The following is a 15,052-nucleotide window of genomic DNA, read 5'->3' as shown; positions in this document are numbered from 1 at the left end:
TTTAAGCTTTTCTCTGATTAAAGAATAACGACTAATAAACGAAAAAATCTCCCTTAAAAGAAAGTTTGAGCGAATAAATAGGCAATATTGGCACTACTTTGTCAGGGAATAACTGGGTATACTTGATCGTTATTTTTTATCAATTCAGACAGAAGAATCGCGCGAACCTGACTATGCAAAAATACGATATCAAAACCTTTCAGGGTATGATCCTCGCGCTGCAGGATTATTGGGCCCAACAAGGCTGTACCATTGTTCAGCCACTAGATATGGAAGTGGGCGCTGGTACGTCTCACCCAATGACGTGCTTACGAGCTCTTGGCCCAGAGCCAATCGCTACAGCGTATGTTCAACCTTCACGCCGTCCAACTGATGGTCGTTACGGTGAAAACCCTAACCGTCTTCAGCACTACTACCAGTTCCAGGTGATCATTAAACCGTCACCAGACAACATTCAAGAACTGTACTTAGGTTCTCTGAAAGTGCTGGGTGTTGACCCACAAGTACACGATATCCGTTTCGTGGAAGATAACTGGGAAAACCCAACTCTAGGTGCATGGGGTCTTGGCTGGGAAGTTTGGCTAAACGGTATGGAAGTAACTCAGTTTACTTACTTCCAACAAGTTGGTGGTCTAGAGTGTAAACCTGTTACAGGTGAAATCACTTACGGTATTGAACGTCTGGCGATGTACATTCAGGGCGTGGATTCTGTGTATGACTTGGTATGGACAGATGGCCCACTAGGTAAAGTAACCTATGGTGACATTTTCCATCAAAACGAAGTTGAGCAATCTACTTACAACTTCGAACACGCAGATGTAGATTTCCTATTCACCTTCTTCGACCAATGCGAAAAAGAGTGTAAACACTTGCTTGAGCTTGAAAAGCCTCTTCCGCTGCCAGCTTACGAACGTATTTTGAAAGCTGGCCACGCGTTCAACCTACTAGATGCGCGTAAAGCAATCTCAGTAACAGAACGTCAGCGTTACATCCTACGTATTCGTAACCTAACTAAATCGGTTGCAGAAGCGTACTACGCATCTCGTGAAGCTTTGGGCTTCCCAATGTGTAAAAAGGGTGAGGACAAATAAGATGGCAAAAGAATTTCTAATTGAACTCGGTACTGAAGAGTTACCACCAAAGCAACTTCGCACGCTAGCAGAAGCATTTTCTGCAAACTTTGAAGCAGAATTAAAAGCTGCTGACCTTGCTCATGAAGGCATCAAGTGGTTTGCAACGCCACGTCGTTTGGCTCTTAAAATCGCTAATCTTGCTGAAGGCCAAGCGGACAAAGTCGTTGAAAAACGTGGTCCTGCGATTGCAGTTGCTTTTGATGCAGATGGTAACCCAACCAAAGCTGCTGAAGGCTGGGCTCGTGGTAACGGTATCACTGTTGAACAAGCAGATCGCCTAAAGACAGACCAAGGTGAATGGCTGCTTTACAAACAAGAAGTGAAAGGCCAAGAAGCAAAAGCAGTTGTTGTTGAACTTGCAGCAAAAGCCCTAGCTAACCTACCTATCGCGAAACCAATGCGTTGGGGTGATAAAGAAACTCAATTTATCCGCCCAGTTAAAACGCTAACCATTCTGTTCGGTGATGAACTTATCGAAGGTGAAATCCTTGGTGTAAGTTCTGCTCGTACTATCCGTGGTCACCGTTTCATGGGTGAAGCAGAGTTCACTATTGATTCTGCATCTCAATACCCAGCGATTCTCGAAGAGCGCGGTAAAGTCATTGCAGATTACGATGCTCGTAAAGCCACCATCATTGCTGATGCACAAAAAGCAGCACAAGAAGTTGGCGGCGTTGCAGACCTAGAAGATGACCTAGTAGAAGAAGTAACTTCACTGGTTGAATGGCCTGTTGTGCTTACCGCTAAGTTTGAAGAAAAGTTCCTCAAAGTACCTTCAGAAGCTTTGGTTTACACCATGAAAGGCGACCAGAAGTACTTCCCAGTGTATGACGCAGATAAGAAACTGCTGCCTAACTTTATCTTCGTATCTAACATCGAGTCTAAAGAGCCTCGTCATGTAATTGAAGGTAACGAGAAAGTGGTTCGTCCACGTCTTGCTGATGCAGAGTTCTTCTTCAACACTGACCTGAAGAGCAAACTGGTTGATCGCCTGCCTCAGCTAGAAACGGCAATCTTCCAACAAAAACTGGGCACAATCAAAGACAAAACAGACCGTATCACAGAGCTTGCTGGTTATATTGCTGAGCAAATCGGTGCGGATGTTGAGAAATCAAAACGCGCTGGTCTGCTAGCGAAGTGTGACCTAATGACATCAATGGTATTCGAGTTTACCGATACTCAAGGTGTTATGGGCATGCACTACGCACGCCACGACGGTGAAGCAGAAGAAGTTGCAGTGGCACTTAACGAGCAATACATGCCTCGTTTCGCTGGCGACAGCCTACCAACCAACGGTGTATCAGCAGCGGTTGCTATGGCGGATAAGTTGGACACTATCGTAGGTATCTTCGGTATTGGCCAAGCACCAAAAGGCAGTGACCCATTTGCACTACGCCGCGCATCACTGGGTGTTCTGCGTATCATCGTCGAATACGGTTACAACCTAGATTTAGTAGACTTAGTCGCGAAAGCGAAATCACTGTTCGGTGATCGTTTAACTAACGAAAGCGTTGAGCAAGATGTGATTGAATTTATGCTAGGTCGTTTCCGTGCATGGTACCAAGATGAAGGTTTCAGCGTAGACATCATCCAAGCGGTACTGGCTCGTCGCCCAACTAAACCTGCAGACTTTGACCAACGTGTTAAAGCGGTTTCCCACTTCCGTGAGTTGGATGCAGCAGAATCACTGGCAGCAGCAAACAAACGCGTGGGTAACATTCTGGCGAAATTCGAAGGCGAACTGCCAGCTGAGATTGAACTGTCTCTTCTTCAGGAAGATGCAGAGAAAGCTCTGGCTGAAAACGTTGAAGTGTTAACTGAAGCGTTAGAGCCTGCATTCGCAACGGGTAACTACCAACAAGCATTGAGCCAACTTGCTGCGCTACGCGAGCCAGTAGATGCGTTCTTTGATAACGTAATGGTAATGGCAGATGATGAAGCGTTGAAGAAAAACCGCTTAACTCTACTTAACAACCTACGTAACTTGTTCCTGCAAATTGCGGATATCTCATTACTACAAAAGTAATTGAGTAACTCAGTTTAAAACGCTGAGTTTATTCCACTAAAGCTTGAAAAAGCGGCCTGACTCCTCCGAGTTGCGCCGCTTTTTTTGCATCATATGAAATAGTGCTTTGCCTCACAAAAGCATTACGGTATGTTCAGGAACTATTCTAAACGGCTGAGAATCTATCCGCCGGCAATACTCAAATAAACACAACCCCAGGTAGTCAGTAATGCAGTTTTCAACTTTTGGCGAGAAATTTAATCGATATTCTGGAATAACCCAATTAATGGACGATTTGAATGATGGTTTACGCACACCGGGTGCCATCATGCTTGGTGGAGGTAACCCTGCCGCCATTCCTGAAATGCTCGATTATTTCCGACTGACAACCGAAGAAATGCTGGCCGATGGCTCTTTACTGGCTGGAATGACTAACTACGACGGTCCTCAAGGTAAAGATGTCTTTATCAGCGCGTTGGCAAAACTGCTGCGTGATACTTATGGCTGGGACATTACAGAAAAGAACATCAGTTTAACCAACGGTAGTCAAAGTGGTTTTTTCTACCTGTTCAACCTGTTTGCCGGTCAACAGCCAGACGGCAGCTTTAAGAAAATTTTATTGCCTCTAGCACCCGAATACATCGGTTATGGTGATGCTGGCATCGACGAAGATATTTTCGTTTCTTACCACCCAGAGATCGAACTGCTGGATAATGGTCTGTTCAAATACCATGTCGATTTTGAGCAGCTAAAAATCGACGATTCTGTTGCCGCTATCTGCGCCTCTCGTCCAACCAACCCAACGGGTAATGTGTTAACAGAGGAAGAGATCCACAAGCTCGACCAATTAGCTCGTGAGAACAATATTCCACTGCTGGTGGACAATGCTTATGGCGTACCATTTCCAAACATCATTTTTGAAGATGTAGAACCGTTCTGGAATGAGAATACGATTCTATGTATGAGCTTGTCTAAGCTGGGATTGCCGGGTGTACGCTGCGGCATTGTGATTGCCAACGAGCAGGTGACGGAAGCGCTAAGTAATATGAACGGCATCATCAGCTTAGCACCGGGCAGTATTGGCCCAGCGTTGGCACACCGCATCATTGAAAAGAATGACTTATTGCGTCTGAGTGAAGAGGTGATTAAGCCTTTCTATAAACAGAAATCTCAACGTGCAGTAGAACTTCTGCAACATGCTATCGATGATAAGCGATTCCGAATTCATAAACCTGAAGGCGCTATATTTTTATGGCTATGGTTTGATGAACTGCCAATCACTACCATGGAGCTATACAAACGCCTGAAAGATCGCGGTGTTCTGATTGTTCCGGGCGAGTATTTCTTTATTGGTCAAAAGGAAGATTGGGCTCACGCGCATCAATGCATACGCATGAACTATGTTCAAGACGATGAAGCAATGCAAAAAGGCGTTGCGGTGATCGCTGAAGAAGTGAAAAAAGCGTATTTAGAAAGCTAATTTTGTTACCCTCGTGTAAGTAACTAAAGCCTGAGAAACTAGGCCTAAGAAATTAGAAAGCCCGCTTACTCGCGGGCTTTCTGCTATTCGTTCTCTACTTAATGATTAGCTCTCTAGTAAGTGTTTGCCGTTAATGGAGATTTTACGTGGCTGCATGGCTTCTGGCGTTTCTCTTTCCAGATCAATATGTAGCAAGCCATTTTCCATCGTCGCGCCAATCACTTTTACGTAGTCCGCTAGTTGGAACTTACGTTCGAAATCACGCTCGGCAATACCCTGATAAACGTATTTTTTTTCTTCTGTTGGTTTACGTTCACCACGAACAATCAAGGTGTTTTCTTGTTGAGTGATATCAAGCTCTTCGTCAGCAAATCCAGCCACCGCCATAGTAATGCGGAATTTGTTCTCTTCTTGCTGCTCGATGTTGTATGGAGGAAAACCGCCTTGGCTATTTTTTGCTGCGTTCGCTTCCATCATATTAAGAAGACGATCAAAACCAATTGCGTTGCGGTATAGCGGAGTAAAATCTACAGTTCTCATAATAAGTATCCTTCTTTGAAGCAATATTTTTTAAATGATGCATTGATTAGATGCTGAATAATGAAGCGGACTCTCCTTTTGGACGAGTCAGTGGAAACCCACCAGCTGCGGCATTTCCTGCTTCGTGAATAGATATAAGGCCACCTTTTAGTCTTTCAAGTCTCTCTTAAATATTTTTTTGTTTTTTATAAAAGCAGCGCGTATAGACTCTTATTGAATAAAAAAGGCGCACTTTTAAGTGCGCCTTTTACTATTTCGAATAACTAAGACTAAGCGTCCAAGCTTACTACACGTCTAAGTTAGCTACTTTCAGAGCGTTGTTTTCAATAAACGCACGACGAGGTTCAACTTGGTCACCCATCAGTGTGGTAAACAGTTCATCAGCACCAACCGCATCTTCAATAGTTACTTGCATCATACGACGAGTTTCTGGGTCCATAGTGGTTTCCCAAAGCTGATCTGGGTTCATCTCACCAAGACCTTTGTATCGTTGTAGAGACAGACCACGACGAGACTCTTTGATTAGCCAATCAAGTGCAGAAGCAAAGCTATCTACTGGTTGCGTACGTTCACCACGTTTGATAAATGCACCCTCTTCAATCAAGCCACGTAGTGCTTCTGAAGCGTCAGCCAGTTTGCTGTACTCTCTTGAGTTAAGCAGGTCTACACTGATCAAGTATTCGTAAGTCACACCATGAGTACGAACAACAATCTTAGGAGCATAAACGTTTTGCTCTGCATTGTGTTCTACTTGGTAGCTGTATTGGCTCGCACCAGACTCTTTTGCGTTAAGCTGATCAACTAAAACCGCCGTCCAAGCATTTACTGTCGCCTGATCTTGGCATTGTTCAGCAGTCAATCGAGGCACATACATGAACTCCTGAACCATCGCATATGGGTAACGACGACTCATACGACCAACCAGCTTAACCGCAGCATTATACTGGTGTACAAGCTGCTCTAGTGGAGCACCAGCCAATGCAGGAGCATCCGCATTGACATGCAGTGCTGCGCCATCTAAAGCGAGAGAAACTTGGTATTGCTCCATTGCATCTTCATCTTTGATGTATTGCTCTTGCTTACCTTTCTTCACTTTGTAAAGTGGTGGCTGTGCAATGTAGATGTAGCCGCGCTCGATAAGCTCAGGCATTTGACGGTAGAAGAAGGTCAACAGTAGCGTACGAATGTGCGAACCATCGACGTCCGCATCGGTCATGATGATGATGTTGTGGTAACGCAGTTTATCTGGGTTGTATTCATCGCGACCAATACCACAACCTAATGCAGTAATCAGTGTTGCTACTTCCTGAGAAGAAAGCATTTTATCAAAACGTGCTTTTTCAACGTTTAGAATCTTACCTTTCAAAGGAAGAATTGCTTGGTTCTTACGGTTACGTCCCTGCTTGGCTGAACCGCCAGCAGAGTCCCCTTCCACAATGTACAGTTCAGACAGTGCAGGATCTTTTTCCTGACAGTCCGCAAGTTTACCTGGAAGACCAGCAAGATCTAACGCGCCTTTACGACGAGTCATTTCACGAGCTTTACGTGCCGCTTCACGTGCACGTGCAGCATCAATAATCTTGCTACATACCATTTTCGCTTCAGAAGGATGCTCAGCAAGGAACTCGTTCAGTTTCTCACCCATTGCAGACTCAACTGCAGATTTCACTTCAGAAGAAACCAGTTTGTCTTTGGTTTGGCTTGAGAACTTAGGATCTGGAACTTTAACCGAAACAACTGCAGTCAAGCCTTCACGCGCATCGTCACCTGACGTCGCTGTTTTGGCTTTTTTGCTGTAGCCTTCTTTATCCATGTAGGTGTTTAACGTACGAGTTAACGCTGCACGGAAACCCGCTAAGTGAGTACCACCATCACGTTGTGGGATGTTGTTGGTAAAGCAGTAAATACCTTCTTGGAAACCATCGTTCCACTGCATTGCCACTTCAACGCTAATACCGTCTTCACGTTCTGAGTTAAAGTGGAACACTTTCTCATGAATCGGAGTTTTGTTGCGGTTAAGGTGAGTAACAAACGCTTGGATACCACCTTCATACATAAAGTGGTCTTGTTTATCTTCTTCACGCTCATCAACCAGTTTGATTGATACGCCTGAGTTTAGGAATGAAAGCTCACGTAGACGTTTCGCAAGAATATCGTAATGGAATTCGATATTGGTAAAAGTGTCAGCGCTTGGCCAGAAACGAACCGTCGTACCTGTTTTTTCAGTATCGCCAACAACACTTAGTGGCGCTTGAGGCACACCATGGCGATAGGTTTGAGTATGGATGTGACCACCACGGTAAATAGTCAGAAGCACTTTTTCTGATAGTGCGTTTACCACTGACACACCTACACCATGCAGACCACCTGATACTTTGTAAGAGTTATCATCGAACTTACCACCCGCGTGCAGTACCGTCATGATAACTTCTGCCGCAGAAACATTCTCTTCTTCGTGCAGTTCAGTTGGAATACCACGGCCGTCATCGCTAACCGATACTGAGTTATCTTCGTGAATAGTAACGATGATGTCTTTACAGTGACCTGCTAACGCTTCATCTATTGAGTTATCCACCACCTCAAAAACCATGTGGTGTAGACCGGTGCCATCATCAGTGTCCCCGATGTACATACCTGGACGTTTACGTACAGCGTCCAGACCCTTTAGTACCTTAATACTCGATGAATCGTAATTATTCGACATGAGTTACTCTCTGACTAAATTATCCTTGCTCTATTGTGCCATGTTCCACATGAAACATCTTGCTGTTTGGCTCGACCATGTCGGCAACTTGGCTTTGTGTAATAGAACTTACAAAAACTTGAGCCTGCGTCGCCTTCAAGCAGTCTGCAAGACGCTTACGACGCTGGCTATCGAGTTCGGAAGCAAAGTCATCAATTAAGTAGATACATTGCTTCCCGGTCAACTCAGTTAAGTGTTGGCCCTGTGCGACACGTAGTGCACACACCATTAATTTCAGTTGCCCCCGTGAAAGCACATCTTCCACCGGAGTACCGTTAACTTTTATCTTCAAATCAGCTTTATTTGGGCCACTGAAGGTGTAACCAAGCTGTTGATCGCGTTCGAAGTTTTTTTCTAATATCTGCTGGTATGGGGTATCTTTATCCCAACCGCGGTAGTACTTTACCGTAATATCAAACTCGGGTAAAAACGTGCGGCATAACTCTTCTGCGACAACTATCATTTGTTCGACGTAAGTTCGGCGCCATTGGTCAATATTTTCAGCCAACAAGGCCAATTCTTGATCCCAATAACTCAGCTCACGATAGCTGGTCGCTGTTTTGAGTAATGCATTACGCTGTTTACTTAAACGCTTAAATCTTCCCCATGCATCATAGAATGCAGGTTCAGAATGAAACACACCCCAATCAATAAACGATCGACGCTGTTTCGGGCCATCCGTTAATAAATCAAAGCCTTCAGGATGAATCAACTGCAATGGTAAAACTTGTGCCAACTGTGCCAATTTTTGCCCAGATTGACCGCCTATTTTAACCTCAGTTGAACCGTCACGCTGCTTATTAATACCAATAGGTAACTCAAATTGATCCGAGGTCAAAAAACGCCCGTGAACAAACAGTTCAGAACACTCATTTTGAATCACTCGACCCGTGAGCGAACTCTTAAAAGAACGACCATGTCCGAGCAAATAAATCGCTTCTAAAACGCTGGTTTTGCCACTTCCATTGACACCAATAAGAAAGTTAAAGCCTGATGATAATGAAATATCACAGGCTCTAATATTACGAAATTGCTGAATAACCAGACGGGTTAGCGGCATAGCGCGTAGTTAACTCTTGGTTACAGGCGAATTGGCATCACGACGTACATCGCGCTGTCATCTTCCGCATTTTCCACCAGCGCACTGGCGTTAGCATCTGACATTGAGATACGTACGTTATCACAACGAAGAGTGTTCAATACATCTAGGATGTAGCTTACGTTGAAGCCGATCTCAATTGCGTCTCCTTCGAAGGTGACATCTAGAACCTCTTCCGCTTCTTCCTGTTCCGGGTTGTTTGCTGTGATGCGCATTTCGTTTTCATCAAGATTCACACGTACACCACGGAATTTTTCATTCGATAAAATCGCAGCGCGTGAAAAACATTGACGCAACTCATCACAGTTCGCAAGCAAAACTTTGTTGGTACTTTGCGGCATTACGCGTCGATAATCAGGGAAACGTCCATCAACCAGCTTAGAAGTGAAAACAAAATTGTTCACATCCGCACGCAGGTTTGAGCTACCAATTTGCAGTACCACAGATTGTTCTGGGGCATCCAGCAGTTTCACTAATTCCAATACACCTTTACGCGGTAGGATGATTTGCTTGTGAGCAAAATCTGCACCTAATTCGGTTTGAGAAACCGCCATACGGTGACCATCAGTTGCCACTGAACGCAGCGTGCTACCATCAATTTCAAACAGCATGCCGTTTAGGTAGTAACGCACGTCTTGGTTTGCCATCGAAAACTGAGTTTTCTCTATCAGACCACGAAGTTCTGCCTGAGTGAGTGAAATTTCAACTTCACTTTGCCAATCTTCAATATTTGGGAAATCGTTCGCTGGCAGAGTCGCTAATGAGAAACGGCTACGCCCTGAACGTACTTGAATGCGATCGCCTTCTAAAAGCACAGTGATCACCGCTGAATCTGGCAGACCTCGGCAGATATCAAGAAATTTACGCGCCGGAACGGTAATGCTGCCCGCTTCAAAATCCCCTTCCAACGTCACTCGGCTGATCAGTTCAACTTCCAAATCCGTTGCCGTCATCGACAATTGATTGTCTTCAACTTTAATCAGCAAGTTACCTAATATAGGCAATGACGCACGGCCACCTAAAGTGCCGGATACTTGTTGTAGAGGTTTAATGAAGTGGCTACGTTCGATAGTAAATTTCATAGTGTGCTCTTAAACGATAGACGGATTAACGACGCAAAATCAGCGCAAACTATAGCGCAATTATGATGAAAGCGTGCGAATCAAATTCGAATAGTCTTCTTTTATGTCGTGGCTCTCTTCGCGCAGTTGCTCGATTTTACGACATGCGTGAAGCACAGTGGTGTGGTCGCGACCACCAAAAGCATCACCAATTTCTGGCAAGCTGTGGTTGGTGAGTTCTTTCGCTAGCGCCATTGCTAACTGACGAGGACGCGCAACAGAACGTGAACGACGTTTTGACAGTAAATCCGCCATTTTAATTTTGTAGTATTCTGCGACTGTCTTTTGAATATTATCAATAGTGACTAGCTTTTCTTGCAAAGCTAATAAGTCACGCAGCGCTTCACGGACAAAATCAATGGTAATTGGACGACCGGTAAAGTTCGCATTGGCGATAACACGGTTAAGTGCCCCTTCCAACTCACGAACGTTTGAACGCAGACGTTTCGCAATAAAGAATGCAACTTCATCTGGCAGATGAATTTGGTGATCTTCCGCTTTTTTCATCAAAATCGCCACGCGAGTTTCTAACTCAGGTGGTTCAATCGCTACCGTCAAACCCCAACCAAAGCGAGATTTCAGGCGATCTTCTACACCATTAATCTCTTTAGGATAACGGTCAGAAGTTAAGATGATTTGCTGGTTACCTTCCAACAAAGCGTTGAAAGTATGAAAGAACTCTTCTTGAGAGCGCTCTTTATTGGCAAAGAATTGAATATCATCGATCAATAACGCATCAACGCTACGGTAGTAACGTTTAAATTCTTCTATCGCGTTATTTTGCAGTGCTTTAACCATGTCCTGAACGAAACGTTCAGAGTGCATGTAAACCACTTTAGCATTCGGTTTGTTATCGACAATCGCGTTACCCACAGCATGTAAAAGGTGAGTTTTACCTAAACCTGTACCGCCGTATAAGAATAGAGGGTTATACGCAGCACCCGGATTGTCTGCCACCTGACGAGCAGCAGCCAAACCTAACTGGTTCGATTTACCTTCAACGAAATTATTGAACTTGTGTTTAGGGTTAACGTTAGAACGATAAGTGATATCCGTTTCAACAGATTCATCGTCCCATGTTTTATGCACAGGACGACGCTGAGCTAGTTGAGCTGGCGCAGATGATTCTGCAGCCACGTCTGCAGCAGAGCGCTTTGGCGCAGGCTTCACAGCCGCTACAGGTTTACTACCCACTTCAAAACGCAGGCTTGGTACATCGTTGCCGCAATACTCTCTCAACAGCAAGTTAATGTTGTTGATGTACTTATCGCGAACCCAATCAAGCACAAAACGGTTAGGGGCAAACAAAGTGAGAGTATTATCATTGAGCTCCGCTTGTAGCGGACGAACCCACATGCTGAATTCTGCGGCTGGTAATTCTTCTTGAAGCTGTTGCAAACATTGCAACCAAAGCGAAGATGACACGGTGCTCTCACTCTAATCTGATGATCGATAAAGGTTGATAATTCTACCTGTTGATAACTAAGATCGCCAGCGATTGATCGAAGATCCAGTGAATAAGATCAAAGTTATTCACAATATTTCCTTCTCAATTATGAAGATCTACATAAACATCCCCATTTTTACCCACATATCCCAGAAAATTAGTGAGTTATCCCAAAATAAAAACTTATTATGGTTATTGTTAATAACATAAGGTTATTTGTTCTGTACTAACATTTACCAGTAACATTCTGCCCTATATTCATTCGGAGTTAGAAAATGAAAAACTGGATTAAACTCGCAGTAGCCACTCTTGTATTGGCAGCTTCAGCAGCTCAAGCAACAACAGATATCAAAGTCGGCATGTCTGGCCGCTATTTCCCATTCACATTTGTTAAGCAAGACCAACTTCAAGGTTTTGAAGTGGATGTATGGAATGAAATCGCTAAACGTAACGATTACAAGGTTGAGTTTGTGACTTCAAACTTCTCTGGTCTATTTGGTCTGCTAGAAACAGGTCGTATCGATACCATTTCTAACCAAATTACTATTACCGATGCACGTAAAGCGAAGTACCTGTTTGCAGACCCATATGTTATTGACGGTGCACAGATCGCGGTTCGTAAAGGTAACAGCAGCATCAAAGGTATTGAAGACCTTGCAGGCAAAACCGTTGCAGTTAACCTAGGTTCAAACTTTGAACAGCTACTACGTGACTATGACAAAGACGGTAAAATAAACATTAAGACCTACGACACAGGAATTGAACATGACGTAGCTCTTGGCCGTGCTGACGCATTCGTAATGGATCGTCTGTCAGTGCTAGAAACTATCGAAAAAACAGGTCTACCACTGCAACTTGCAGGTAAGCCTTTCGAAACGATCGAAAACGCTTGGCCATTCCTAAATAACGAGAAAGGTCAAAAACTACAAGCGGAAGTTAATGAAGCGCTTGCAGCTATCCGTGCGGACGGTACGCTAAGCACAATCTCGAACAAGTGGTTTGGCACTGATATTACTAACTAATAAGCTAAACTGTACTTTTAAAGAGGTGGGATTGTATGATCCCGCCTTTTGTTGTCTTTAAGGGGAAGTAAATGGGTTTTGACTTTCAATACATGCTGGATCTGATGCCTATACTGCTCAAGTATCTTGGCACCACCATGGAAATGGCGACATGGGGAATGTTTTTCTCTCTGATTCTTTCCGTCATCTTGGCCAATATTCGGGTGTTCAAAGTTCCGGTGCTTGATCAGCTTAGTCAACTCTACATCAGCTTCTTCCGTGGAACACCACTATTAGTACAGCTGTTCCTTCTTTATTATGGTTTACCGCAGATATTCCCTATCTTAGTCGGTATTGATGCTTTTAGTGCCGCGGTTATTGGTATCACGTTACATTTCTCCGCTTACATGGCAGAAAGTATTCGTGCGGCGATTATTGGTATTGATCGTAGCCAGATGGAAGCAAGCCTCTCTGTGGGAATGACCACCAGTCAAGCCATGCGTCGCATTATTTTGCCGCAAGCAACACGTGTGGCTTTGCCGTCACTGATGAACTACTTCATTGATATGATTAAATCGACCTCTCTCGCCTTTACTTTGGGTGTTGCGGAAATCATGGCCAAAGCTCAAATGGAAGCATCATCCAGCTTTCGCTTTTTCGAAGCATTCCTAGCAGTAGCATTGATTTACTGGGCTGTGGTTGTGGTTCTTACACGAGTACAGATTTGGGCTGAAAATAAACTCAACAAGGCGTATGTAAGATGATCACATTAACTAACATTCATAAACGCTTTGGCGATAGCGAAGTACTTAAAGGCATCGATCTCTCTATTAATAAAGGAGAGATCATCGTCATTATCGGTTCAAGCGGTACAGGTAAATCAACCTTGTTGCGTTGTGTTAACTTCTTAGAGCAAGCAGACCAAGGCACTATCACTATTGATAACGTGGCTGTTGATTGCCAATCTCACAGCAAATCGGAAGTGTTAGCGCTTAGACGCAAAACGGGGTTTGTATTTCAGAACTACGCCTTGTTCTCGCATATGACGGCAAGACAGAACATCGCTGAAGGTTTGATTACAGTAAAAGGCTGGAAAAAGAACGATGCTTTAGCTCGTGCTCAGCAGATACTTGATGATATTGGACTTGGCGACAAGGGAGACAGTTACCCTTCTGCACTTTCTGGTGGCCAGCAGCAACGCGTGGGTATTGGTAGAGCAATGGCACAGCAACCTGAGCTATTGCTGTTTGATGAGCCAACATCTGCACTGGATCCAGAATGGGTCGGTGAAGTACTCTCACTGATGAAAAAACTCGCCACACAACATCAAACAATGTTAGTGGTTACTCACGAGATGCAGTTTGCCAGAGAAGTCGCGGACAGAGTGATCTTCATGGCTGAAGGCAACATCGTCGAACAAGGTTCTCCACAGGATATTTTTGGTAATCCACAGGATCCTCGTTTAAAGAAATTCTTAAATATGGTTGGGATCGAATAAGGATCCTTGAGATTTTACCGAGACTCCGTATAATCGCCCGACCGGAAAAACCGAAGCCTCTATTTCTTAGTAATTTGAGAAACTGAACAGGACTTCGGCAAACCCAATCATTGACACCTTTTGTGACAGTGATTACAATTCCGCCTCTTTGTTGAGAGGCGTCGGATAGTCCTTTCTTTATATAAAGAGAAGACACAAAGCCCACGCCGGGTTTAACAAACCTAAAAACTACTGATCAGTAAGGTATTTACAATGAGCAAACGCACTTTTCAACCTACAGTTCTAAAGCGCAAGCGTACTCACGGTTTCCGTGCTCGCATGGCGACAGCGAACGGTCGTAAAGTAATTAATGCACGTCGTGCAAAAGGCCGTAAGCGCCTTTCAAAATAATCCATAAATTATTTTGAGTACGTACGCATTCAATCGGGAGTTACGCTTGTTAACTCCCGAGCATTATAAAAATGTCTTTCAGCAAGCTCATCGAGCTGGCTCTCCTCATTTCACAATCATTGCCCGCAATAATAATCTTTCTCACCCTCGTTTAGGTTTAGCTGTTCCAAAAAAACAAATTAAAACTGCCGTTGGTCGTAACCGCTTTAAGCGTTTATCTAGAGAAAGTTTTCGTCTTCAACAGCACAAACTTCCTAATAAAGATTTTGTTGTAATAGCGAAAAATAGCGCGCAGTATTTGAGCAATGAAGAACTATTTACTTTGTTCGAAAAGTTATGGCAACGCCTATCTCGCCCTTCACGTGGATAGCCATTGGTTTAGTAAAACTTTACCAATGGACTATTAGTCCGCTAATCGGCCCTCGATGCCGGTTTACTCCGACCTGTTCCTCATATGCGATAGAAGCTCTGAGAGTTCACGGTTTTGTAAAAGGGTGTTGGTTATCTGGCAAACGTCTATTAAAATGCCACCCTTTGAATGAAGGCGGGTTTGACCCCGTTCCACCGATCCAAAAACACGACAGAGATAATTAAC

Annotated in this window: 14 protein-coding genes; 9 read left to right on the top strand and 5 right to left on the bottom strand. The window is 44.1% G+C overall.

Annotation, left to right across the window (positions count from 1 at the left end):
• Positions 1-173 precede the first annotated feature (173 nt).
• The 3 genes from glyQ to ACRQQK_RS09265 all read left to right on the top strand — a co-directional run bounded on the left by glyQ (position 174) and on the right by ACRQQK_RS09265 (position 4,618).
• A complete protein-coding gene (gene glyQ / locus ACRQQK_RS09275; RefSeq protein ID WP_042489583.1) occupies positions 174-1,091 on the top strand; it encodes a glycine--tRNA ligase subunit alpha in 918 nt (305 codons plus the stop codon).
• 1 nt (position 1,092) lies between these two features.
• Complete coding sequence (gene glyS, locus ACRQQK_RS09270; protein WP_457511133.1) at positions 1,093-3,159, top strand: glycine--tRNA ligase subunit beta; 2,067 nt, start codon at positions 1,093-1,095, stop codon at positions 3,157-3,159.
• A gap of 208 nt (positions 3,160-3,367) precedes the next feature.
• Entirely contained in the window at positions 3,368-4,618 is a 1,251-nt protein-coding gene (locus tag ACRQQK_RS09265) for a valine--pyruvate transaminase (RefSeq protein WP_457511132.1), read from the top strand.
• Between the two features lie 105 nt (positions 4,619-4,723).
• Here ACRQQK_RS09265 and ACRQQK_RS09260 read toward each other — a convergent pair whose 3' ends face one another.
• From ACRQQK_RS09260 to dnaA, 5 genes are all read right to left on the bottom strand, one after another.
• A complete protein-coding gene (locus ACRQQK_RS09260; RefSeq protein ID WP_457511131.1) occupies positions 4,724-5,158 on the bottom strand; it encodes an Hsp20 family protein in 435 nt (144 codons plus the stop codon).
• Positions 5,159-5,444: 286 nt separating this feature from the next.
• A complete protein-coding gene (gyrB, locus tag ACRQQK_RS09255; RefSeq protein WP_457511130.1) occupies positions 5,445-7,862 on the bottom strand; it encodes a DNA topoisomerase (ATP-hydrolyzing) subunit B in 2,418 nt (805 codons plus the stop codon).
• A 19-nt stretch (positions 7,863-7,881) separates the two neighbouring features.
• Positions 7,882-8,961 carry a DNA replication/repair protein RecF gene (gene recF, locus ACRQQK_RS09250; protein ID WP_457511129.1) on the bottom strand — a complete coding sequence of 360 codons (1,080 nt, stop codon included), beginning with the start codon at positions 8,959-8,961 and terminating at the stop codon, positions 7,882-7,884.
• A 20-nt stretch (positions 8,962-8,981) separates the two neighbouring features.
• On the bottom strand, positions 8,982-10,082 hold the full coding sequence (gene dnaN / locus ACRQQK_RS09245) for a DNA polymerase III subunit beta (protein ID WP_042489509.1): 1,101 nt from the start codon (positions 10,080-10,082) through the stop codon (positions 8,982-8,984).
• 60 nt (positions 10,083-10,142) lie between these two features.
• Complete coding sequence (dnaA, locus tag ACRQQK_RS09240; protein ID WP_457511128.1) at positions 10,143-11,546, bottom strand: chromosomal replication initiator protein DnaA; 1,404 nt, start codon at positions 11,544-11,546, stop codon at positions 10,143-10,145.
• A gap of 297 nt (positions 11,547-11,843) precedes the next feature.
• Here dnaA and ACRQQK_RS09235 point away from each other — a divergent pair, with 297 nt between their 5' ends.
• The 6 genes from ACRQQK_RS09235 to yidD all read left to right on the top strand — a co-directional run bounded on the left by ACRQQK_RS09235 (position 11,844) and on the right by yidD (position 15,051).
• Positions 11,844-12,590, top strand: coding sequence for an amino acid ABC transporter substrate-binding protein (locus tag ACRQQK_RS09235; RefSeq protein WP_457511127.1), 747 nt, complete (start codon positions 11,844-11,846; stop codon positions 12,588-12,590).
• Positions 12,591-12,661: 71 nt separating this feature from the next.
• The gene (locus ACRQQK_RS09230; protein WP_042489518.1) at positions 12,662-13,333 is read left to right on the top strand and encodes an amino acid ABC transporter permease; all 672 of its coding nucleotides are present in this window, start codon (positions 12,662-12,664) and stop codon (positions 13,331-13,333) included.
• On the top strand, positions 13,330-14,067 hold the full coding sequence (locus ACRQQK_RS09225) for an amino acid ABC transporter ATP-binding protein (RefSeq protein ID WP_457511126.1): 738 nt from the start codon (positions 13,330-13,332) through the stop codon (positions 14,065-14,067). Before ACRQQK_RS09230 ends, ACRQQK_RS09225 begins: the two co-directional genes overlap by 4 nt.
• A gap of 252 nt (positions 14,068-14,319) precedes the next feature.
• A complete protein-coding gene (gene rpmH / locus ACRQQK_RS09220; RefSeq protein ID WP_004728723.1) occupies positions 14,320-14,457 on the top strand; it encodes a 50S ribosomal protein L34 in 138 nt (45 codons plus the stop codon).
• A 46-nt stretch (positions 14,458-14,503) separates the two neighbouring features.
• Positions 14,504-14,827 carry a ribonuclease P protein component gene (gene rnpA / locus ACRQQK_RS09215; protein ID WP_237292831.1) on the top strand — a complete coding sequence of 108 codons (324 nt, stop codon included), beginning with the start codon at positions 14,504-14,506 and terminating at the stop codon, positions 14,825-14,827.
• Positions 14,794-15,051, top strand: a complete 258-nt coding sequence (yidD, locus tag ACRQQK_RS09210) for a membrane protein insertion efficiency factor YidD (protein ID WP_081878773.1) — start codon at positions 14,794-14,796, stop codon at positions 15,049-15,051. The genes rnpA and yidD overlap by 34 nt, the downstream gene beginning before the upstream one ends.
• The last annotated feature ends 1 nt before the right edge of the window (position 15,052 follow it).

It is taken from the genome of Vibrio sp. C8 (assembly GCF_054051265.1).
The sequence above is the reverse complement of the archived record's forward strand: the minus strand, read 5'-3'. Positions and strand labels throughout refer to the sequence as shown.